Source organism: Paenibacillus sp. FSL H3-0302 (genome assembly GCF_037982245.1).
In the GTDB taxonomy this organism is placed as follows: Bacteria; Bacillota; Bacilli; order Paenibacillales; family Paenibacillaceae; genus Paenibacillus_AQ; species Paenibacillus_AQ odorifer.
Map to the genome: position 1 here is coordinate 2,859,097 of NZ_CP150284.1, position 20,831 is coordinate 2,879,927.

General features: G+C 43.5%; 21 protein-coding genes. 14 read left to right on the forward strand and 7 right to left on the reverse strand.

Annotated elements, in window-relative coordinates:
* Positions 1 to 215: 215 nt before the first annotated feature.
* Both MHH50_RS12555 and MHH50_RS12560 read left to right on the forward strand, forming a co-directional pair.
* Positions 216 to 815: a nitroreductase family protein gene (locus MHH50_RS12555; protein WP_076125903.1), complete on the forward strand. Its 600-nt coding sequence runs from the start codon at positions 216 to 218 to the stop codon at positions 813 to 815.
* Positions 816 to 886: 71 nt separating this feature from the next.
* Positions 887 to 1,081 carry a hypothetical protein gene (locus MHH50_RS12560; RefSeq protein ID WP_036686240.1) on the forward strand — a complete coding sequence of 65 codons (195 nt, stop codon included), beginning with the start codon at positions 887 to 889 and terminating at the stop codon, positions 1,079 to 1,081.
* Between the two features lie 83 nt (positions 1,082 to 1,164).
* Here MHH50_RS12560 and MHH50_RS12565 read toward each other — a convergent pair whose 3' ends face one another.
* Both MHH50_RS12565 and MHH50_RS12570 read right to left on the reverse strand, forming a co-directional pair.
* Positions 1,165 to 2,322 (reverse strand): peptidylprolyl isomerase, encoded by a 1,158-nt coding sequence (locus tag MHH50_RS12565; RefSeq protein ID WP_076125905.1) that lies wholly within the window; start codon positions 2,320 to 2,322, stop codon positions 1,165 to 1,167.
* Positions 2,323 to 2,507: 185 nt separating this feature from the next.
* Positions 2,508 to 2,843 (reverse strand): hypothetical protein, encoded by a 336-nt coding sequence (locus MHH50_RS12570; RefSeq protein ID WP_036686243.1) that lies wholly within the window; start codon positions 2,841 to 2,843, stop codon positions 2,508 to 2,510.
* Positions 2,844 to 3,050: 207 nt separating this feature from the next.
* Here MHH50_RS12570 and MHH50_RS12575 point away from each other — a divergent pair, with 207 nt between their 5' ends.
* Complete coding sequence (locus MHH50_RS12575) at positions 3,051 to 4,157, forward strand: lactonase family protein (RefSeq protein ID WP_076308125.1); 1,107 nt, start codon at positions 3,051 to 3,053, stop codon at positions 4,155 to 4,157.
* A 136-nt stretch (positions 4,158 to 4,293) separates the two neighbouring features.
* Here the strand turns inward: MHH50_RS12575 and hfq are convergent, their stop codons facing one another.
* Positions 4,294 to 4,515, reverse strand: a complete 222-nt coding sequence (gene hfq, locus MHH50_RS12580; RefSeq protein ID WP_076308124.1) for an RNA chaperone Hfq — start codon at positions 4,513 to 4,515, stop codon at positions 4,294 to 4,296.
* 111 nt (positions 4,516 to 4,626) lie between these two features.
* On the opposite strand from hfq, the gene MHH50_RS12585 reads away from it, so the two are divergent.
* A complete protein-coding gene (locus MHH50_RS12585; RefSeq protein ID WP_076125909.1) occupies positions 4,627 to 5,268 on the forward strand; it encodes a phosphatase PAP2 family protein in 642 nt (213 codons plus the stop codon).
* 68 nt (positions 5,269 to 5,336) lie between these two features.
* Here the strand turns inward: MHH50_RS12585 and MHH50_RS12590 are convergent, their stop codons facing one another.
* A complete protein-coding gene (locus tag MHH50_RS12590; RefSeq protein WP_076183438.1) occupies positions 5,337 to 5,840 on the reverse strand; it encodes a hypothetical protein in 504 nt (167 codons plus the stop codon).
* Between the two features lie 184 nt (positions 5,841 to 6,024).
* Between MHH50_RS12590 and MHH50_RS12595 the strand changes: the two genes are divergently transcribed.
* From MHH50_RS12595 to MHH50_RS12605, 3 genes are all read left to right on the forward strand, one after another.
* Entirely contained in the window at positions 6,025 to 7,068 is a 1,044-nt protein-coding gene (locus MHH50_RS12595; protein WP_076125912.1) for an aromatic acid exporter family protein, read from the forward strand.
* 219 nt (positions 7,069 to 7,287) lie between these two features.
* Positions 7,288 to 9,639 carry an RNA polymerase recycling motor HelD gene (gene helD, locus MHH50_RS12600; protein ID WP_076308123.1) on the forward strand — a complete coding sequence of 784 codons (2,352 nt, stop codon included), beginning with the start codon at positions 7,288 to 7,290 and terminating at the stop codon, positions 9,637 to 9,639.
* Positions 9,640 to 9,771: 132 nt separating this feature from the next.
* Positions 9,772 to 11,085 (forward strand): MFS transporter, encoded by a 1,314-nt coding sequence (locus tag MHH50_RS12605; RefSeq protein ID WP_081383235.1) that lies wholly within the window; start codon positions 9,772 to 9,774, stop codon positions 11,083 to 11,085.
* A gap of 56 nt (positions 11,086 to 11,141) precedes the next feature.
* Here MHH50_RS12605 and fsa read toward each other — a convergent pair whose 3' ends face one another.
* Positions 11,142 to 11,789, reverse strand: a complete 648-nt coding sequence (gene fsa / locus MHH50_RS12610; RefSeq protein ID WP_036686257.1) for a fructose-6-phosphate aldolase — start codon at positions 11,787 to 11,789, stop codon at positions 11,142 to 11,144.
* A 231-nt stretch (positions 11,790 to 12,020) separates the two neighbouring features.
* On the opposite strand from fsa, the gene MHH50_RS12615 reads away from it, so the two are divergent.
* The gene (locus MHH50_RS12615) at positions 12,021 to 12,476 is read left to right on the forward strand and encodes a hypothetical protein (RefSeq protein ID WP_076279787.1); all 456 of its coding nucleotides are present in this window, start codon (positions 12,021 to 12,023) and stop codon (positions 12,474 to 12,476) included.
* A gap of 152 nt (positions 12,477 to 12,628) precedes the next feature.
* Here MHH50_RS12615 and MHH50_RS12620 read toward each other — a convergent pair whose 3' ends face one another.
* The gene (locus MHH50_RS12620) at positions 12,629 to 12,826 is read right to left on the reverse strand and encodes a hypothetical protein (protein WP_076125917.1); all 198 of its coding nucleotides are present in this window, start codon (positions 12,824 to 12,826) and stop codon (positions 12,629 to 12,631) included.
* 81 nt (positions 12,827 to 12,907) lie between these two features.
* Between MHH50_RS12620 and rpiA the strand changes: the two genes are divergently transcribed.
* The 5 genes from rpiA to MHH50_RS12645 all read left to right on the forward strand — a co-directional run bounded on the left by rpiA (position 12,908) and on the right by MHH50_RS12645 (position 18,290).
* Complete coding sequence (rpiA, locus tag MHH50_RS12625; protein ID WP_143765000.1) at positions 12,908 to 13,588, forward strand: ribose-5-phosphate isomerase RpiA; 681 nt, start codon at positions 12,908 to 12,910, stop codon at positions 13,586 to 13,588.
* On the forward strand, positions 13,585 to 14,061 hold the full coding sequence (locus MHH50_RS12630; protein ID WP_081388255.1) for a VanZ family protein: 477 nt from the start codon (positions 13,585 to 13,587) through the stop codon (positions 14,059 to 14,061). The genes rpiA and MHH50_RS12630 overlap by 4 nt, the downstream gene beginning before the upstream one ends.
* Positions 14,062 to 14,064: 3 nt before the next feature.
* Positions 14,065 to 14,505: a GNAT family N-acetyltransferase gene (locus MHH50_RS12635; RefSeq protein WP_076125920.1), complete on the forward strand. Its 441-nt coding sequence runs from the start codon at positions 14,065 to 14,067 to the stop codon at positions 14,503 to 14,505.
* 171 nt (positions 14,506 to 14,676) lie between these two features.
* A complete protein-coding gene (locus MHH50_RS12640) occupies positions 14,677 to 15,132 on the forward strand; it encodes a MarR family transcriptional regulator (protein WP_038570382.1) in 456 nt (151 codons plus the stop codon).
* Positions 15,129 to 18,290 (forward strand): MMPL family transporter, encoded by a 3,162-nt coding sequence (locus MHH50_RS12645; RefSeq protein WP_076308121.1) that lies wholly within the window; start codon positions 15,129 to 15,131, stop codon positions 18,288 to 18,290. The genes MHH50_RS12640 and MHH50_RS12645 overlap by 4 nt, the downstream gene beginning before the upstream one ends.
* 81 nt (positions 18,291 to 18,371) lie before the next feature.
* On the opposite strand, the gene MHH50_RS12650 is transcribed toward MHH50_RS12645, so the two are convergent.
* Positions 18,372 to 19,043, reverse strand: a complete 672-nt coding sequence (locus MHH50_RS12650) for a tetratricopeptide repeat protein (protein ID WP_076218208.1) — start codon at positions 19,041 to 19,043, stop codon at positions 18,372 to 18,374.
* A gap of 251 nt (positions 19,044 to 19,294) precedes the next feature.
* Between MHH50_RS12650 and MHH50_RS12655 the strand changes: the two genes are divergently transcribed.
* Positions 19,295 to 20,797, forward strand: coding sequence for a hypothetical protein (locus MHH50_RS12655; RefSeq protein ID WP_143759969.1), 1,503 nt, complete (start codon positions 19,295 to 19,297; stop codon positions 20,795 to 20,797).
* Positions 20,798 to 20,831: the final 34 nt, after the last annotated feature.

Consider the following 20,831-nt stretch of genomic DNA (forward strand, 5'->3'; position numbering starts at 1 on the left):
GTGTATATCGGAAAAGGAAGAGGGCAGTTTCTAGCCCGCCTGAAGTGATTAATGATTAATAGATCAGGTGCATAATTAAGCCCATAAATGCGACAATAAGAGTTGGCAACGAATATACCCGACAAAATAAGTTGTGAATAACTGTTGTGTTTTCAGAAAAAAGGTGCTAAGATATACAAAAGTAAGTTACTAAAATTAATGGAGGTAGTTATTTTATGTCTAACAATTTCTTTGAAGCAGTAAAAGGAAGACGTTCCATATACGCCCTTAGTAAAGAATCTACGATTTCGGATGCACAAATTGTAGAAATCGTTGAACAAGCGGTGCTACATAGCCCAACTTCTTTCAACTCCCAAAGCTCAAGAGCCGTTGTTCTTCTTGGAGAACAACACGATAAACTATGGGATATCACTACAGAAACATTGCGTAAAATCGTTCCTGCCGAACAATTTGAAGGAACAGCGCAAAAATTAGCGTCTTTCAAAGCAGGTTACGGTTCCGTACTATTCTTCGAAGATCAAACGGTAGTGAAGAGCCTGCAAGAGAACTTCGCTCTATATGCTGAGAACTTCCCAATTTGGGCTAACCAATCCTCTGGTATTCTGCAATTTGTAGTATGGACAGCACTTTCTGAAGCAGGTGTAGGTGCATCCTTGCAGCACTATAATCCACTGATTGATGATGAAGTAAAAGAAGCATGGGGCATCCCGCAAGAATGGAAATTGATTGCTCAATTGCCATTTGGTAAAACAGTTACTCCTGCTGGTGAGAAACAATTCCAACCGATTGAAGATCGTGTTAAAGTCTTTAAATAAGTGAAATAAGCGTTTGAAACCTCCTTAACCAGGCTAAGTATGTATATAGACTGGTTAAGGAGGTTTTTGGTATGCCATGGAACAAAGAGGATTATCCAGAATCATTGAAGAACTTCACAGCACCTGTTCGCAATAAGGCAATCGATATTGCGAATGCGCTCCTCGAAGATGGTTATGAGGAGGGGCGGGCGATTTCAATTGCCACAGCGCAGGCGAAAGAGTGGGGGGAGAACCACGATAAACAAATCCGTAAAAAAGGTCATTAAGGCTTAATCAAAGGCCTGAACATAGAAATAAAAAAAGCAGGACAGCGTTTATTAACGCTTGTCCTGCTTTTTGACGGGCACAATTATTTAGTGGATTCATTTCCTGCTGCTGCGCTTGCAGTTGGCTCAGCTGTTGCAGCTGCATCTTCTTTAGCGTCAGTAAGTGTGTTCGTGATTTTTGCTTTTTCAGTTGTTTCTGACATCCAAGTGGAGGACAGAGTGGAAACCTTTTGCGAAACTAGTGTTTTACGAATTTCATCTTTCTTTTCTTCCAGTGTATAATCTTTAGCATCTTTATGGTCGGTTACTTTAATGATGTGATAACCATAATCGGATTTGACAGCATCACTGGTTTCACCAACTTTTAGCTTAAAGGCTACATCAGAGAATTCAGCTACCATATCGCCACGTTTGAAGAAGTCTAGATCTCCGCCATTATCCTTGGAACCCGTATCAGAGGATTTTTCCTTGGCAAGAGTAGCGAAATCTGCGCCTTCTTTCAGTTGTTTCAGAATTGCATCTGCTTCTTCTTTAGTCTCAACGAGAATGTGGGAAGCGCGAACTTGTTCTTCTTCACTGAAAGTAGCTTTATTTGTGTCATAGTATTCTTTGATTTCATCATCCGTTACAGTGACTTGTGGCTCAAGGATTTTACGCAGCTTTACTTGCAGCGGCATTTGCTTTTTCAAGTCGTCTACAGTCATTGAGCTTTGGGACAAAGCAGCATTAAAGGCAGCTTCTCCGCCGAATTGTGCTTTAAGATCTTCAAGTTCAGTGTTGATGTCTTCATCTGTAACAGTTACGTTAGCTTTTTTAGCCTCTTGATCAACAAGCTCAGTTGTAATCATAGATTGCAGCGTGCTTTCTCCGCCTGCTTCGATCAATTTATCATAAAGTTGTTCTTTTGTGATTTTTGTTCCGTTTACTGTTGCAACAGCTTTTTTGCTGTCGTCTTTTTGGACGACCAGAACAATGATTAGTGCTGCAGCTAATACGATAGAGGCAATCATCCAAGCTTTATTGCTTCTAGGAGCAGTCGGAGGTGTAGGTGGCGTAGCGTTGTTCGCACCGACTTTGTTCATTACTGGAATACTGTCTGCTTTTGTTGTATTCACAGGTTCCTCAGCAGCAACTTGCGCTACTTCAACCTCTTCATTGATAATCTCGGAAGTGTTCAATTCTTCTTCCGTGGTACCGTTGTTTTCTAAGTTCTCATTTCCATTCAGATCTTTTTTGTCCATTATTAGTAATGACTCCCTTCAATATAGGTGTTGCTTGTCTATTTACAACTTTAACAGAAATCCTAATCCTAAACCTTAAGAAAGTATAAAAAAAGGCAGGATCTTTTTAAGTTTCTATTAATAAAAAGCAAAAAGCCGGAAATGGCATCAGTAACATGCCCTTCCGGCTAATGGGAATAAGATGTCTACTTCAGTCCTTTCAGAAGATGACGAATGCTTTCTTGTTTTCGTCTTGGGACACGTACGTTTTTAGCATACAGGCCCATTTCACCGAAATAAATGCAGTCATCTGCGATAGAGCTGATCTTGTTCAGGTTGACATAACAGCCACCGTACACATGATAATAACTTGAATTGGACAACAATCGATTTAATTGCTCGGCAGTCATTCTCTTTTTTATGTTATAGTTTCTGCCGTGAAAAATGACCAAATCATGGTCCCCGACCTTAAAGAACAGAATGTCTGTTTCCACCTCGAAGTCCTCGTACACATTTCTGGCTTCCAGCAGGATGCTACTCATTCATGTTCCCCCTTTATACGGAATAAAAGACTAATGTTAGCGCTTTCATTATATCACAACAGTTAATCGTTGGAAAGACCCATTTTTGAATTGTTTCGTACATTTCTAACTTTATCGTTTGTAATTAACGTTTAAAAATTGTAGATTATATAGATGATCACATCTAATGAGTGTGAAGTAGCAATACTTTTGAGGAGGAATATAGAGATGAATGAGCAGAATAAGTTATTGCTGTTTACAGGTGCTTATGCAAGTGCCGCGGAAAGCGGAGTGCAGGTGTTTGAATTCGATGGAGCTGCAGGTGGTACGCTAAAGCTGCTGGATTCGGTGCAGGGCTTAACTAATCCTACCTTTGTTAATGTAGATACCGCTGAAAAACGTCTATATGCTATAGGAGAAAAACCGAATGGTGAGGGTGAAAAAGAAGGCGAGGTTGTTACCTTTGCCATTGATCCAAAAGACGGGAAATTGAGTGAACTGAAACGCATTCCCTCCATGCCTGCTTCTGGCAACCGTCAAACAACCACCTGCCATATCAATAGAGATTTGAATGATGAATACGTTGTTGTATGTAGTTATCATGGTGGAAGCGTTGGTTTGATCAAATTAAATGAAGAGAAAGCTGCGGATCAATTAGTTGATGTGGCCGTACATTCAGGTCATGGCCAGCATCCTGAACGGCAGGACCGCCCTCATCCCCATTCCGCTATTTTCAGTCCGGACGGGCAGTATGTGTTTGTATCTGATCTTGGGCTTGATTTAATTCGTGCCTATAGAATCAATAGAGAAACCAACAAGCTAGAAGTGCATGGTGATACGGCGCTGCATCCAGGAGCGGGACCACGCCACTTCACTTTTCATCCAGACGGAAAGTCTGCTTATGTAATTAACGAGGTGGATTCCACCATTACATCGTTTACATATGACAGTGCCGCAGGCACTCTGCATACTGTAGATACAGTGCCGACGCTGCCTGATGATTTTAACGAAGAGAATACTTGCGCTGAAATCGCCATTTCCAAGGACGGAAAATATCTGTACGCTTCAAACCGTGGGGCTGATAATATCGCTGTGTATGCTGTGGATAATGCATCTGCTAAGCTTACACATCTGGAATATGTATCTACTCGTGGGGGACATCCACGTCACTTCGCATTGACACCAGATGGAGCTTATCTTATCGTGGCAAATCGTGATGCGAATAACCTGGTTGTATTTTCAATAGAAGCGGCAAGTGGCCGACTCGAATTTACTGGAAATACAGCTGAAGTATCCAAACCGGTATGTGTGAAGCCCGTAAATGTTCCTGTATAAAGTTACTCCATTTGAAGAGTGAATCAGTGATCTTGGGAAATGCTAAAGGGAACACCGGATATAAAGTCCGGTGTTCCCTTTTTTTGAAAATAAAAGCCTGTGATTATCTGGTTGATGAGGTGAATGAGGGAGTAGACTATTTGAGCGAAACGGGCTTAAGAGGTACAATAGTGGATACTGCAGATTTGAATAGTACATTTTGCCTGCTATCACCTTGACCTTGTAAAGTGATTGTGAAAGCATCGTACGAGGTTACGAGCCCTTGCATTTTCACACCATTCGTCGTAAAAATCGTCACAGGCACCTTTGTGGAAATGAACTGGTTCAACAATCGTTCTTGCAATTTTAAACTCTCCACTTTGGCAGCACTCCATCTTCTGTGAATTTTTTTCTCTCAATAATTATAACATGGGTTAGTCCCTCACTGGAAATGAGATCAACAGTCACCTGAATAGACATGGAGGTATTTATGCTTTATTATCAGAACTGGTCTAGAGCTTTTCGCTTTTTTTTAGGGTTTGCTGCTTGTTTCGCCGTTATAGCTGTCCTTGTAAGTATGAATAAGGTATCAACCTTTGATAACTATATTATTGATGGGGTACAATCAGCGGAATCACCGGGGTTGACCTCATTCGCCAAAGGTTTATCTCTGATTGGTTCCTCTAAGATCGCTATTGGCCTATCTATCGTTACCATGGCACTGCTCTATTTTTTGCTGAAACACCGATTTGAATTAATCTTGTTCCTGTGGGTTGGATTAGGCTCACAGCTCTTGAATACAATAATGAAGTTATGTTTTCACAGAGAACGTCCGAATTTACATCGCATTGTTGAAGAGATTGGTTATAGTTTTCCGAGCGGGCACTCAATGGCAGCATTCTCTTTGTACGGTGTTATTGCCTTTTTATTGTGGCGTCATCTGCGGCGGAGGCATGAACGGGTCTTATTAATAATGTTCGCCGTATTCATGACCGTGGGGATTGGCTGGAGCCGTATCTATCTGGGTGTTCATTACCCGAGTGACGTAATTGGGGGATATATGGCTAGTGGCGCTTGGCTGATGTTGTCCATTTGTTTATTTCAAATCTACAAGAGCTCGCGTAAGAAGTAGGATAGATACAAAAACGGATATCTTTCATAACGCATGAAGATATCCGTCTTTATGTGTAAGAGGATTGTTTAAGGAGTCGTCACATGTTGTTCAGATGTTTTGCGATCCTGGAATTGCCCCATTTTGCTTATTCTTTGCTTCAGCATCGCAGGAAGTCCTGCTTTAAGCTTTTGGGCTTCGTCTTTTGTCAGACGTCCTTCGGTGATGGCTTGATCCAGCCGTTGGTTTGCCGATTCGCAGAGCTTCTGAATATATTGATCTTCCGTCCAGCCTTTTTTCTCAAGAGCAAGCTGCGGGAGCGTTTTGCCTGCTTTCAGGCTATTGATTAGCTCTGTACGATCCATTTCCAGCAGTTTAGCCGTTTCAAAAATAATGAAATGTCCACCAGCCCTAACCTTTCCGTCTTTTCCTGGATGGTGACCGTGACCTTTCTCTGAAGGATGGGCACCAGGTGCGGTGGCTGTAGGGGTTACTTTCTCAGCAGAAGCACTTCCGATTGGCGCAAGAGCTGGAGACAGGCTGAGAAAAATAACGGTCGTGAAAGTCATTAATCTTTTGATATTGTTATTCATTCACTCACCTCGTATGTTATGTGATAGGCACTACTCGAATTAGTATTCCCTGAAAGCTGAAAGAAACATGAGTGAGAGCTTAAAGGTTCTTAAAATTCATCAACTCCAGGCTGGGGTAATTAGAAGTACGAGGGTTCGCTGATGTTCATATTGTAGCGTGGGCTAATTTTTAGGAGGGATAGGTTTGGCTTTAGGAGCTCGCATATTTAAAACAGGTTTGGCCGTTACGCTAGCCCTGTATTTAGCTGTAATGCTTCAATTTCCTTCTGCCGTGGGTGCAGGGATTGCGGCGATTTTCGCTATGCAGCCCTCTATTTATCGCTCTTGGCGTTATTTTCTTGACCAGCTCACGACTAGTACAATGGGGGCCGTTCTGGCTTTACTCGGAGGGATGCTGTTATCCAACAGCCCAATAGCAGTCGGTTTGGTCTGTATTCTAGTCATTATGATCAGTATGAAAATCAACCGGGCGGATACGATAAGTCTTACGTTAGTTACTGTAATAACAGTGATGGAGGCTTCGGGTGAATGGCAATTCGCACTTAATCGTTTTTTATTAACTTTGACAGGTATTGTTTCTGCATTTCTAATCAATATTATTGTCGTTCCTCCAAAACCTCGTAAGCAATACATTAAGCAAATTGAGAATGTTTTTTCAAGCCTCTCTTTATTGCTGAGAACAGCGGTTTCTCATGAGATGAAGGAAAGTGTATTTCGTGATGAAAAAAATGCTTTGCATTCATCCATAAAATCGTTGGCTGATAAGTATGCATTGTTTGAGGAGGAGCAGAAGCAGTTAAAACGGGCCAAGTATAGCCAGACAAGACAAATGGTTGTGTATAAGAACCTGTTAGCTTCTTTGCAAAAAGGTTACGATGTTCTCGAGGCCGTAGATCGGCATTATTTCCAGGCGGATCGGACCGAACATACAGATGCTCTATTTGATAATCATTTGGAACATTTAATCAAATATCATCAGCACATCTTACTTAAGTTTGAAGACAAATTAAAGCCCAATGCCAATGAATCTGAACCCTTGGGAGAAGACAATGATGAATTCCTGAATACCGCGATTTTGGGGTATAATGCAGAGAAAATAGGTCAGCTGCGTTTATATGTTGTGGCTGCTGCAATTTATGATTACGGATATCAATTGGAGCGCTTAGATAAAGTGGCCGATCAGATGAATCGTATAGCGGAGGATAAAGAATCTGTGCATGAAGCCTAAACATAACCTTGTGAAGAGCAACATATAAGCTTTGTAACAGCAAAAAATCCGGTTCCACAGGGACCGGATCATCTATTTAAGAGAATACTTGAAATCTCAAACTGAAATTGCTAAAATGATAAGATATCGAATAAGTATGCATTTAAAAACATAAATATGCAAATTTATCATATCATGATGCAAATGGAATGTCAACCTTCCAAAAGGGGATGAAATGTAGTGGATAACAATGAAAGTCAGTGGAAAGAGGAACAGGAACGGGTTGACGGAGTAACCAAGCTTTTGTCCGCCCATATTCGCAATTTATCAGAGGAGCTTGGACTTCATCGTAGTGATGTAGTGGATATGCGGAAAGACTTCTGGGAAGAGGTAACCGTAAACTTCAGTAGCCCGGATGATTTGGGAGAAACCTCAACAAGTCTTCGCCAACAGTCCCAAATCCTAAATGAACGGGAACGTCATCATTTGCAATCAAGCAAGGCGCTGAAAAAATATAAAAAGCTGGTTGTCTCTCCTTACTTTGGCCGAATTGATTTCACAGAGGAACCAACGGGCGGGCTGGAAAAGATTTATCTAGGGATTGGATCTTTGATGGAGGATGATGGCACCTTTTTGATCTATGACTGGCGTGCGCCTATCTCCAGTCTGTATTATGACGGAGCACCAGGTCCTGCAGCTTATGAAACACCTGGAGGATTAGTCTCCGGAACAATGAATCTTAAACGCCAGTTTGTTATTGCTGACGGTGTAATTGAAGTTATGTTTGACACTGGGGTTACGATCGGGGATGAGCTGCTGCAGCAGGTGCTAAGTCATAGCGCTGACGATCGAATGAAAAGTATTGTTGCTACAATTCAAAAAGAGCAAAATGCGATAATCCGCAACGACAAAAGCCGGATGCTAGTTGTGCAAGGAGCAGCGGGAAGCGGAAAAACCTCTGCTGCATTGCAGCGGGTAGCTTATCTTCTATATAAATACCGTGAAGTATTATCAGCAGATCAAATGCTGCTGTTCTCACCGAATCCGCTGTTTAACAGCTATGTATCTACAGTGCTCCCGGAGCTAGGCGAAGAAAATATGCAGCAAACAACGTTTCAAATGTATTTAGAACATCGTCTTGGACATGAATTCCTGCTGGAAGATGTCTTTAGTCAGACCGAAAGTTTACTTAATGCTCCTGAGGGTCCTGAGGTTGCTATACGTAGAGAAGGCATTGCCTATAAATCGTCCGTCCCTTTCCTTGATGTGATTCGGCGGTATGCTACGTTGTTGGAACAGGAGGGTATGCTTTTTAAGCCTTTAATGTTTCAAGGGAAAGCAGTGGTCAGTAAAGAAGAAATGGAACGCCAGTTCTACGCGTACGATCCTGCCATAAAGCTTGCAAATCGTGTGGATTTGATGATCCGCTGGCTGCTTAAGAAAATTGCAGATTTTACTCATGAGGAAAGAAATGCGAAGTGGGTCGAAGATCAGATCGAGCTGCTGGATTCCAGCGATTATCACCGTGCATATCAGATGTTGCGTCGGAAGAAGAAAGCTTCGCAGGATAGCTTTGATGATTTTGATACGGAAAAAGAAGTGTTATCTCGTTATGTAGTCAGCCAGCGGCTCAAACCCCTGCGTGGTTGGACTAAACGGGGTCGATTTGTGGACGTTAAGGGCTTGTACAGCACGTTATTTACAGATCGCGAGCTTATGGCGCGCCTCAATGGAGATTATCCTTTACCAGAGGTGTGGGATGATATCTGTGAGCAGACATTGGAATCCATTGGAGTGAACGAGCTTGCTTATGAGGATGCTACGCCATTCCTTTATCTGAAGGAGTTAAGCCAAGGCTTCCGAACCAACACACTGATCCGTCATGTGATTGTAGATGAGGTACAAGACTATTCTCCATTCCAATTAGAGTTCATGCGGCGTTTATTTCCAAGAGCAAAAATGACCGTATTAGGGGACCTGAACCAGGCCATTTACGCGCAAGGTGAGGTACTGGGGGATTTGTCTAGTCTCGTAAGTATATATGGTGAAGAGAACACAGAAGTGATCTCGTTAACCCAAAGCTACCGTTCAACTTATGAGATCGTGGAGTTTACGCGGTCAATGATCCCTGGAGGAGAACGAATCGTACCTTTTAATCGGCGGGGAGAAGAACCCCAGATAAGTGTGGTATCCAGCGAGAAGGAGCTTCTGAATGCTGTGGAACAGGATATCCGCAAGCTGCATTCTGAGGGATATCATTATGTGGCGGTCATCTGCAAAACAGCGGAGGAAAGCGCAAGGGTTCATGCTGAACTGAATCGTAGCCTGCCGGTGAGACTTGTTACAAAGGAAACACCGAATTTTCAGAAGGGGACACTGGTTCTGCCTGCTTATTTAGCCAAAGGCGTGGAGTTTGATGCGGTCGTCATCTATGATGGCTCGGCTGATCAATATGGCAGAGAAAGTGAACGCAAATTGTTTTATACGGCGTGCACTCGGGCTATGCACTTGCTGCACATTTTTAGTCTGGGTGAACCTAGCCATTTTATACCGTCCGCTAATGTGGCATCTTTAAGCGCCGGGTCGCTGTAAGCATAGATTTCTTCATTTTAAGATCGTCCTTTCCGCAGCAGCGGAGGGACGGTCTTTTTGTTTTCATGAATAAAGAAGGGCGAACAAACCACAATAAAGAATGTTGTACACAATGACAAAGGTGGTCAGTTCATGAAGGAAAGAAAATGGGATCTGCTTGCCTTAGCATCAATCCCACTAATAATGACCCTCGGTAACTCCATGCTGCTGCCTATTCTGCCGCAGATCTCCAAAGAACTCGGCATTAGCGCTTTTCAAGTCAGTATGCTGATTACCGTGTATGGATTGATGGCAATTGTAATGATCCCTATTGCAGGTTATCTCTCAGACCGTTTTGGGCGAAAGAAGGTTATTCTTCCGAGTTTAATCATTGCTGCAATTGGTGGTGCTGTCTGCGTGGTGGCTGCTTGGTTTATGAAGGGGGTTAGCGCTTATTGGGTGATCTTAGCGGGGCGTCTGTTGCAAGGAATTGGTGCAGCGGGTGCTTTTCCAATTGTAATCCCCTTTGTAGGCGATTTGTTCAAGGAAGAAGAAGATGTGAGCAAAAGTCTGGGAATCATTGAGACCTCCAATACGTTTGGTAAAGTACTCAGTCCAATTCTTGGTGCCTATCTTGGGATATGGCTCTGGTTTGCTCCTTTTATTGCAATTCCCATTCTATGTCTAATTTCATTTTTGTTAGTCTTATTTCTGGTCCGAAAACCCGAAGCAAAGGATGAACCTGAGAAACAGGAACTTCGGGCGTTTTTATCTGGAATTGTGAGCGTTTTACGTAAAAAGGGACGTTGGTTGTACGCTATTTTTGCCATAGGCGGCATCTGTATGTTTGTGACCTTTGGTGTCCAATTCTATTTATCAGAAATGCTGGAAACTAAATATAAAATGCACGGGGCAACGAAGGGGTTTGTGCTGGCGATACCGCTTGCCCTCTTATGTCTGTCCTCCTATGGAACAGGAAAGATCATTGGTCAGAATAAAACGCTAATGAAATGGCTGGGTTTTGGGGGCATGGTGTTACTGACTGCGGCGATGATTTGTGCGGGATTCAACAAAGGCATTTATTTTTTAGTAGGGTTTATGGGTTTAGGCTGTGTTGGAATCGGAATTGTACTTCCCTGTATGGATGCTTTAATCACGGAGGGGATTGAGAAGGAGAACAGCGGCACAATCACCGCTCTTTATAGTAGTATGAGGTTTATAGGGGTAGCGTTGGGGCCACCGGTGGTATCGTTGCTGCTAAGCAGTGGGCATTGGGTCTTGTTTGCGTTGATGGCTACAGTAGGGGCAATTGGTGGATTGCTGACCTTGTTTGCAGTAACTCCGAGTAAGGGGGAAAAGGGGGAGCCAGGCGTTAAAGACACAGAGAAGGTAATTCCTCCAATCTGGCCGAAACGTATTCGCCAAACCTCCTCAATGTCTCTGGATGGAAAAAAGGGCTATCCCTAAGCTGCGTTGCCGCAGCTTGTGGGATAGCCCTCTAGATAAAAGAATAAAAGATATTCTTAGGCTTGTGGAACAGATTCCCAATCCTTTAAGAAACGTTCAATACCGTTATCTGTCAGCGGGTGCTTCCAGAGGGTTGGCAGAAGTGAACCTGGGATTGTAGCGATGTGTGCACCAGCAATAGCTGCTTGCTCAACATGAGCAATGTTGCGGATACTTGCTGCAATGATCTCGGATTTCAAGTTGTAGTTAGTCAGGATAGTCTTCAGATCCTTGATCAGCTTCATTCCGTCAACACCGATATCATCCAGACGACCAACGAAAGGAGAGATATAAGTTGCGCCTGCTTTAGCAGCCATCAAACCTTGAGCCGCGGAAAATACTAGTGTAACGTTAGTTTTGATGCCTTTTTTAGTAAGCTCATAACAAGCTTCCAAGCCATCTTCAGTCATAGGGAGTTTAATTACAACGTTTGGAGCCCATTCAGCAATTTCGTATGCTTCTTTAAGCATTTCTTCTGCTGTAAGTCCGATTACTTCTGCGCTTACAGGTCCTGGAACGATTGCAACGATTTCTTTGATAACATCCTTGAACAATCTTCCTTCTTTAGCGATCAGCGAAGGGTTAGTCGTTACGCCATCCACTAGTCCTAGGCGAGTAATACGTTTGATTTCTTCAATGTTTCCGGTATCCAAGAAAAACTTCATTTTAAATTTCCTCCCTTGATTTCCATATGGATTGACAAGCAACATTCATATTTACATTATGAGACATGCAAATCAAAGTTTCAACTGTTATTTTGAATATTTCAAAATAACTTTATAGAATCAGTATTACCTGTATGCGCTGAATTTCAGATAATATAAGATTGGCTTAGGCCTCCCTCCATGATAATATATAACCGGAATTGTTATTTTGGAGTGGGAGGTGGGGATGGGATGATGTATGCGATATTGGTGATTTTACTTGTGCTTGTGCTGGCAGCAGCGGGATTCCTTGCCTACCAAAACAGCAAGTTGGTGTCTAATCAGAAGAAACTCGGTACTTCATCAAGTGATCCTTCCCTTATGTATTCTATCTTTGACCAATCTAGTGCAGCTGGTGTTGAAGAACCTGAGGCCATTCCGTTATTTCAATACACTGTATTTGCGCGGTCGAATGGAGCGGTTGTTGTGAACAAGCCTGTAGCTATGATTATTTTGTGCAGAGTTGCAGCGGGAAAAGGGGATTACTTATTGGCTGATGTCGAGCGTAATATGCTTGACAAGATTAGTAGACCAATGCCTTTGGATGCGTATTCAGAGCATAAAGCCTACTTACACAGGACGGCTAATCACACAGAAAAAGAGATGATTCTCAATCTAGAGGATGCAGTGAATTTACAATATACATAGAGTAGGGTGAAAAATATTGATTTTTTGCTCTGCGCAAAGCATAATACAAATTTGGATATAAAAAAGAATCAAACAGCCGGAAGCAATCGTGTTTTATGTTAAACACAGCTACCGGCACAATGATTGGTAAAATAATGGATGGCAGTCAGCACTTAGGCATGATATCTCCCTACGGGTGCATTAAGCACCCATTCCAGCATCATGATCATATCTTCAACTCTAGTGAGCTGAGCTTGTAGGTTATCTTGCTGTGGGCTGTTCTCTGTTAATGAAGCTAATCTTGATTCCAGAGATCTGCGCTGCAGTGTCAATTCGTTGATTTTAGATTGAATTTGGTTTTCGGTTCTCATCCGGAATCCTCCTGAACAATAGGTGATTTCAACATCATCATAGATCATTATAACGGATAACATGGGGGTAATAAAATGAGTATCAATGTTAAACAATTAGCCGCGGAAAAAGCAGTGGAATTTGTAAAAGATGGCATGAAGATCGGCCTTGGCACTGGATCTACAGCCTATTGGGCGATCAACAAGCTTGGTGAGCGCGTCAGTGAAGGTCTAAAAATTACCGCTGTAGCAACCTCCCGTGCTTCCGAAGAACAGGCGCGTGAACTTGGGATTCCAATCGTAGCTTTTGGAGATATTGATAGTCTGGACCTGACCATTGACGGAGCGGACGAGCTGGATAGTAGTCTACAGCTTATTAAAGGTGGCGGTGGCGCGCTGCTTCGGGAGAAGATTGTTGCGAGTAACAGTACTCGTATGATCGTTATTGCTGATGAGAGTAAAGTGGTAAACACACTTGGCAAATTCCCGCTGCCTGTGGAAATGGTTCCTTTTGCATGGGAATGGACTGTGGCTGAACTTGCCAAGCTGGGTTGCAATCCTGAATTGCGTCGTAGCGGAGAAGAGCTGTACAAGACAGATAACGGCAATTACATCGCAGACTGCCGGTTCGAAGTCATTGAGTCCGCACCGAAGCTGGCACTGACCATCCAAAGTATTCCGGGAGTTGTGGAACACGGCTTATTTATTGGAATTGCAGCAATGGCTATTGTGGGTAAAAAAGATGGAAGCATTGAAATTATAGAAGCTAAGCCGGGCAATTGATCATTCGTAGATCTGGAGAATCCAGCAGATTACGGAAGCTGAGAGCATTGACACGGATAGGGCTGACTCTGTATAGTGCTACTGTTATCTATTGGATGTTCATCGGTTTTGGGCGTGAGATCCATACAGGTGGCCCGCTTCAGTACAATTTGATTCCATTACGTACGGTGTCACTTTATTTCGACATGAATAACGGGGTATCGCTGATCAGCCGGTTTGTGAATCTGCTTGGAAATGTTGTTGTGTTTATTCCGTTTGGTATACTAATTTCACTTGCAAAGACACGGCCAATTTCTTGGAAAAGAATCTCTTTATATGCTGTTCCTTGCATCCTGCTTTTGGAGTTTCTGCAAATGCTGCTGCATGTCGGAAGCTTTGATATTGATGATCTATTGTTAAACATGTTAGGGATATGGACAGGTTACTGTATGTTTCGAATCGGGTACAGAAGCAACAGAGAAGGAGGAATGTGAACAATGTTGGTAGATCTTAAATCCCTTATTGGTTCGCCTGAGGTGAACGAGCTGTTGACGTATGCGGTCATTGATGACCCCAACGCGTTGGAGCAGACATCGTCTGAGTACAGCGAACAAGCCGGGCTGCAGTTATATGGCTGGGAAGAAGAAGAACTCCTGCTTGGTCTTGTAGGCTTCGAAGAAACCGAAGACGGTTCTTTGGACATTCGGCATATTGCCGTCTTGCCAGAGAATAGAGGGAAAGGTTATGCACGGGGAATGATTCTGGAGCTGCTCGCTACTCGTCAGCCGCGTTATCTGGTAGCTGAGACTGAGGATGAAATCGCCGCAGATTTTTATCGTAGTCTAGGGTTCATGGTGTACAGCTTAGGAGAGAATGAAGCCGGAATTGAAATGTTAAGATGTGTATACGAAGTTGAAGAGACCGAGGATGAGGACTAAAAAATCTTTGAAGGTCATAAAATGGCAGGTCGAGAGGAATCTCGGCCTGTTTTTTTTGCGTTTTGCCTTTAAATGCCCGAAAAAAAGCCAATTGACTTTTATAAAAGCAGGTATTATAGTTTGACAATGAAACTGTTCGATAGTTGAACTATATTTTGGAGGTAGGAAGCTTTGGATAACGAAGTGCAACATTGGATCAATCGCTACATGGATGCTTATTTGATTGTGACAAGACAAGTAGCAGCAAGAATTAAAGATAGTATTGCTGCGGAGACAACGAATGATCAGTATCAAATTCTTCGGTTGATTAATGCTCAGGAACAATGTACGTCTACATATCTTGCTGAATCTTTTTGCGTGGGTAAAAGCTCCATTACTGCAATCATCAACAGATTGGTGCAAGCGGGTATAATCGAGCGAACTCGTGACGAGAATGATCGCCGCCAGGTGTATTTGTCGATGTCTGAGCACGGAAAAAAAGTTTTTGAAGCAGCGGAGACGCAGGTACATGAAGTGATTTCCCCGTATTTGTTTCATTTTGAAGAGAAGGATATTGAAATGTTCGTCATGATGTTCGAGAAGCTGGCGAATTTAATTCAGAATGATGATGGAGGGAAGAATCCATGAAGACGATTCTAAAAGCAAGATGGGCGGTTATCGCAATCTGGCTCGCTGTGGCCGTAGTTTTGGTCATGACGGCCCCTTCGTTCTCTGATCTTGTACGTGAGAAGGGGCAGGTTACTGTACCTGATGGCTATTCCTCATCTAGAGCGGCAGAAATCTTAAAGGAAGCGGCGAATGATAAGGGCGGAGAGACACTGCATCAGGTAGCTCTTGTATTCAATAATCCAGAGGGAATCGGAGCCAATGAAACAGCTAGTATCCAGCAGGGCGTTGAGAAGTTGGCTGCGAATAAGGAGACGCTGCAGATCGATTCCATCACCGATCCTTTTTCACAAAGTGAGCTTAAGGATACGTTGATTGCCAAGGATGGCAAGACGATAATGGTGGCGTTGTCTATCAAAGGCGGAGGAGAGTCTGTCACCGCACTTCCTGATAAAGTGGATGAATTACTCACAGATGTTAAGGCGGATCATTATTTAACCAGTGAGGGTTTGATTACTGAGGATATGATTGCTAGCTCGGAAGCCGGGCTTAAGAAATCGGAGTATATTACGGTAGTCTTTATTTTACTTATCCTGTTCGTGGTATTCCGTTCGTTCGTGGCACCGTTTGTTCCGCTACTGACGGTAGGACTCAGCTATATTGTTTCTCAGTCCGTTGTGGCTTTTTTAGTGGACCGTTATGATTTTCCATTATCTACATTTACTCAAATCTTTATGGTTGCGGTCATGTTCGGGATTGGTACGGATTATTGTATCCTGTTAATCAGTCGCTTTAAAGAAGAAATGATGACAGCAGAAGATACCAAAAGTGCTATTATTGCAACCTACCGTAAGGCTGGGGGAACGGTGTTCTATTCCGGACTTGCGGTATTCGTAGGTTTTGTAGCGATTGGATTATCCAAATTCATTCTGTATCGATCGGCGGTAGCCGTTGCCGTGGGGATTGCGGTTATGCTGCTGGCGCTTGTAACCATTGTTCCATTCTTCATGGCGGTACTTGGCAAAAAGCTCTTCTGGCCTTCACGCGGCAAGCTGGAGCACAGTGAGAGCCGTATTTGGGGAGCAGCAGGTTCTTTTTCCTTAAAAAGACCATGGGCCGCGCTGCTAATTGTTGCAGTAATCGTAGCTCCGTTCCTTGTTACCTATAGCGGAAAGCTGTCCTTCAACAGCTTGGAGGAAATTGGCTCAGAATATGCCTCGGTAAAAGGATTTAACATCATTTCGGATAGCTTCGGGCCGGGTGAATCCATGCCTGGCAAGATCGTAATCAAAAATGATGATCGGATGGATACTTCAGAATATCTTGGACTTGCAGAAAAAATCAGCCGCGAGCTGGAAAAAGTGGACAGCGTAAAATCGGTGCGCAGCATGTCTCGTCCAACGGGAGAGCTGATCAGTGATTTCTTAATCCCGAATCAGGTGGGGACTTTATCTGACGGTCTGGATCAGACCAGTGAGGGATTGACCAAGATTCAAACGGGATTGTCTGAAGCTAGTAAACAGCTGAGTGAAAATGCACCTAAGCTTACAGAGGCTGCTCAAGGCAGCGCTAAGCTGACGGAAGGCACAGCAGAACTGAAAGATGGGATCGTCGCGTTAGGCGATGGGCTGGCACGTATTGAGAGCGGAATAAAAAGCGGCTCAGCTGGTGCAGGAGAAATCAAAGCAGGACTTCAACAGGCAGCTGCTAGTGCCAAGCAGCTTGCGGATGCCAATACGAAGCTGCTGGAGGGATATAAAAAAATCGGCAGCGGTTTAACTGCGCTGAATCAAGGGCTTGGGCAGCTTCCGCAGCAGCTGCAAGGTGTGGCAGAAGCGTTGAAGGGACTGGATGGTTCTTTTAATGGTCTTGAGAGCAGTTATCCGGAAATTCTGCAGGATGTTAATTACCTGACCATTAAAGGCACCGTAACGCAGAGTGGTACTGGGGCAGCACAGCTGGCAGCGGGTCTCGGGCAGATCTCAGAGCAGCTTAAAGGAGCAGCAGCTGGCTTAAATGAGGCGAATGCTGGCTATGCCAAAGCTTCGGCAGGGCAAACCGCACTCGCACAAGGTTTAGCTAAGCTTGTTGCGGGCATCGGTCAGCTGCAATATGGGCTGGAGCAGGCCGCAGCAGGCCAAGGACAGATCGTAGATAAAATTCCATCCATTACTAGTGGACTAGATCAATTGCAAGGCGGACAGCAGCAGCTTGCGGATGGTTTTGGTCAATTAACTGGGCAGATAGGAGCCTTAACTACTGGTTTAAGCGACAGTGCAAACGGCCTGAAACAAATTACCAGTGGGCTGGGCTCTGCACAAGATTATTTGAATCAGATTCAAGCGGCTAAGGATGATGAGCTGAGTGGATTCTTTGTACCGGCTGAGGCTCTTGAAGCTGAAGGTATAGAGCAGGTATTTAATACCTACTTGTCTGACGACCGTAAGGTAATGACGCTGGATGTAGTATTCACTGAGAATCCATATAGTTCAGAAGCTATTGACAGTGTTGATGATATTCAAGCAGCAGTAGATCGTGCAGTGAAAGGAACGAAGCTGGAAAATGCAGAGTCTGCAATCAGCGGGGTTACAAGCAGCCAGAACGATTTACGTAATATTTCCAACGAAGACTACACACGTACAGTAATTTTGATGCTGGGTGGGATCTTCATTATCTTGGTGTTGCTGCTTCGTTCAATCGTAATGCCGATTTACCTTATTATTTCTCTTTTGATTACTTATTTTTCAGCATTGGGTGTTACAGAGGCTATATTCGTTCACCTTCTGCACTTTGAAGGGATTACCTGGACAACGCCATTCTTCAGCTTTGTTATGCTGATTGCACTTGGTGTAGATTATAGTATTTTCTTAATGGCCCGCTTTAACGAATATAAAACATGGGATGTACGGGAAGCGATCCTGCATGCTATGCGCAATATGGGAACAGTCATTCTTTCGGCGGTAGTTATTTTGGGCGGCACCTTCGCATCGATGTACCCTTCAGGGGTATTGTCGATGATGCAGATTGCAACAGTGGTGCTTGTAGGGTTGGCCTTGTATGCACTAATCTTCTTGCCGTTTTTTGTTCCTGTTATGGTGCGGATCTTCGGCCGTGGGAACTGGTGGCCATTTGCGGTCAAACAAAGTGGAGAACCCACTAAACAAGATGTAAACATGTAATCACTCTACACAGCAAAAAACCTCTAGTGTTTGCCTAAATAGGCGGCTAGAGGTTTTTTTGTGAAAATATAAGTACAAAGTTTATTTCATTTTGGCAAAAAAGCTACGTAACGCCCAGCCGCGTTCTTGCCGTTTTTTATATTTGGGTAGCGAACGGTAAATGGCGGTGGATTCGTCGAAAGCACGTTTAGCATCCTCAGTTCTGCCCAGTGCTTTGTACATGGAGCCGGCTAAATAATAGGCTTCACTAGAGGAAGATTGAATCTCTTGAAATTGAGTAACGTAATGCAACGCTTTATCGTGATTTGTATGGCGAAAGGTTTCCGCTAACCGAAGATATGGCTGACCATATTGGGCTTTTCGGTTGATTTCTAGACCTCGAAGCATCTGATCTTCGCCTTCTTCCAAAGCGCCCAGCTTAAGATTCACATGACCCAGCTCCACCCAATATTCGGCAGATTGTTCGTAACGGTCTTCGATCTGTAGCAGGATATCCTTGGCTTCCTTGTATTTTTTACGTTCTGACAGATTCCGGGCTAAATCAAATTTAGCAGAAACATCATTTGGATTCAATGATACTGTTGTGCGCAGCTTGGAGATTTGCCGCACCCGTTTGAAGGGCTTTGTAATACTAGGGAAAATTCCCACGTATCGCCGATCTAAGAAATATAAGATAACAAGCAGGATGAATAAAGCCAGAAAAGGGTTGCCTACTAATCTGAAAAGCATCATAATACCTATAAATTTAAGCATGATTTCCCTCCATGATCATTTGGTTCCGGTATTGCGGTTGAATAAGAGTAGATCTAAGGCAGCGTAATTATATCATAATTCAAACCAATCTGAATCCCGGGATTTAAGATAAACTACAACTTTTGTCAGCTTTATAGCGTCTTAGTGTAATAGAAATAATAATTACAATAATATCATAAGAAGGGAAAATCAAGATGCACTTATTTTCAAGGAAGCTAAGGCTGTTTAGTTTGTTGGTTTGTTCAAGTCTGGTGACTGCATTGTCTGTCCCTCAAGTTATAAGTGCAGCTCCATCACCTGGGAAGTTGGGTGGGATTAAGGAGATTGTTGCTTCGCCTGGTTTTTGGGGTGGAAGCTCTTTTGCGGTGGGAACTGACGGAGATGTTTGGTCCTGGGGGAGTAATGTTTTTGGTCAATTTGCTAATGGTACCGCCGGGCCTGAGGGGTGGACGATTACTCCCCATAAAATAGCTGGGCTTGAACATACGAAACAGCTGGCGATCGGCGAAGCGTACTATGTAGCGCTGAACGAAGACGGTACGGTTAAGGCTTGGGGAGATTATCGGGATAAGAGTGTAGCAGAAGCTGGCAATGGGGCAAGTGCTAAACAACACAAGGTTCTGCTTCCTCAAGGGATCTCAGGAATGAGTGATGTGGTTAGTATATCGTCAGGATTGCATAGTGCATTAGCTTTGAGAAACGATGGAAGTCTACTCCAGTGGAATCCTCCAGAAGCTTCAGATGTGGGCTATACAGAGCTGCCTGCTGCCACTAAGGTACAGGGTTTGAGCGAAGTGAAGTGGATCGGAAGCAGTATTTATCATGCCGCCATTCGAACTAACGGTACGCTGTGGATTTGGAGTGCTATCCCGCAAACAGAGAACACGAATGTGATGAAGAAACCGACCCCAGTTAAGGATTTATACCATGTAAAGTCCGTCTCTATGAGCGATCTCAGTATACTGGCTTTAACCGAGAGCGGGAGCGTCTGGGGAACAATTGACAGCAATAATTATAACGAAGTCACGATGAGCAAGATGCCAGGTCTTACGGATATTGTATCTGTCCAGACGAAAAACGGGTTCAATCTTGTTGGCAATAAAAAAGGAGAATACTGGGTATGGAAAGCTGGTACCTCACTACAAGGTCTGCAAAAGATTACAGCCGTAAAAACGATCTCAAAACTTACGCTGGATTTAGACAACTTTGCAGCTGTTAAAAAAGATGGCACCGTGTGGACTTGGAGTACCCAACCATCAACCGACAACCGTTTAGTTTTTACGCAGCCTAAGTTAATAAAAGGATTGAGTGATCCTGTTTCTTTTGCCATGGGTGAGAATAGTAAGTATGCAGTCCTGAAGGATGGAACAGCTGTGGCTTGGGGAACAAATAGGTTTGGTCAACTCGGAATTAGCGCGGTTGATTCACGTCCTTTTACTATATCTCCTATTTTAAAGCCTGTTACTGTAATTGTAGATGGTCAAAAAATGGATTCCGCACAGTCTGCTATTTTTATGGATGGAAGTGTAAAAGTACCGATTAGGGATGTAGCAGAAAGTCTGGGATATACCCTGTCTTTGGAGGGGGAACTGACGTTGACGAAAGCTGGGAAGAAAATTTCATTACCATCAGCAGAATCCATTAAAGTAAGCTATACTTCTCTAGTGCCAGCAGCGGCTTTGGCCAAAGCTACAGGTCTATCTGCGGAGTGGAATAGTACGCTGTACCAATTAACATTACAAACAAAAAGATGACTTACATTTAACACATATATTAATATTCTGAGGT

Excerpts from the sequence above, each read along its gene's own strand:
- MHH50_RS12555 (WP_076125903.1), top strand. The coding sequence starts at position 216 with ATGTCTAACAATTTCTTTGAAGCAGTAAAAGGAAGACGTTCCATATAC.
- MHH50_RS12560 (WP_036686240.1), top strand. The coding sequence starts at position 887 with ATGCCATGGAACAAAGAGGATTATCCAGAATCATTGAAGAACTTCACA.
- MHH50_RS12565 (WP_076125905.1), bottom strand. The coding sequence starts at position 2,322 with ATGGACAAAAAAGATCTGAATGGAAATGAGAACTTAGAAAACAACGGT.
- MHH50_RS12570 (WP_036686243.1), bottom strand. The coding sequence starts at position 2,843 with ATGAGTAGCATCCTGCTGGAAGCCAGAAATGTGTACGAGGACTTCGAG.
- MHH50_RS12575 (WP_076308125.1), top strand. The coding sequence starts at position 3,051 with ATGAATGAGCAGAATAAGTTATTGCTGTTTACAGGTGCTTATGCAAGT.
- MHH50_RS12585 (WP_076125909.1), top strand. The coding sequence starts at position 4,627 with ATGCTTTATTATCAGAACTGGTCTAGAGCTTTTCGCTTTTTTTTAGGG.
- MHH50_RS12590 (WP_076183438.1), bottom strand. The coding sequence starts at position 5,840 with ATGAATAACAATATCAAAAGATTAATGACTTTCACGACCGTTATTTTT.
- MHH50_RS12605 (WP_081383235.1), top strand. The coding sequence starts at position 9,772 with ATGAAGGAAAGAAAATGGGATCTGCTTGCCTTAGCATCAATCCCACTA.
- fsa (WP_036686257.1), bottom strand. The coding sequence starts at position 11,789 with ATGAAGTTTTTCTTGGATACCGGAAACATTGAAGAAATCAAACGTATT.
- MHH50_RS12615 (WP_076279787.1), top strand. The coding sequence starts at position 12,021 with ATGATGTATGCGATATTGGTGATTTTACTTGTGCTTGTGCTGGCAGCA.
- MHH50_RS12620 (WP_076125917.1), bottom strand. The coding sequence starts at position 12,826 with ATGAGAACCGAAAACCAAATTCAATCTAAAATCAACGAATTGACACTG.
- MHH50_RS12635 (WP_076125920.1), top strand. The coding sequence starts at position 14,065 with ATGTTGGTAGATCTTAAATCCCTTATTGGTTCGCCTGAGGTGAACGAG.
- MHH50_RS12645 (WP_076308121.1), top strand. The coding sequence starts at position 15,129 with ATGAAGACGATTCTAAAAGCAAGATGGGCGGTTATCGCAATCTGGCTC.
- MHH50_RS12650 (WP_076218208.1), bottom strand. The coding sequence starts at position 19,043 with ATGCTTAAATTTATAGGTATTATGATGCTTTTCAGATTAGTAGGCAAC.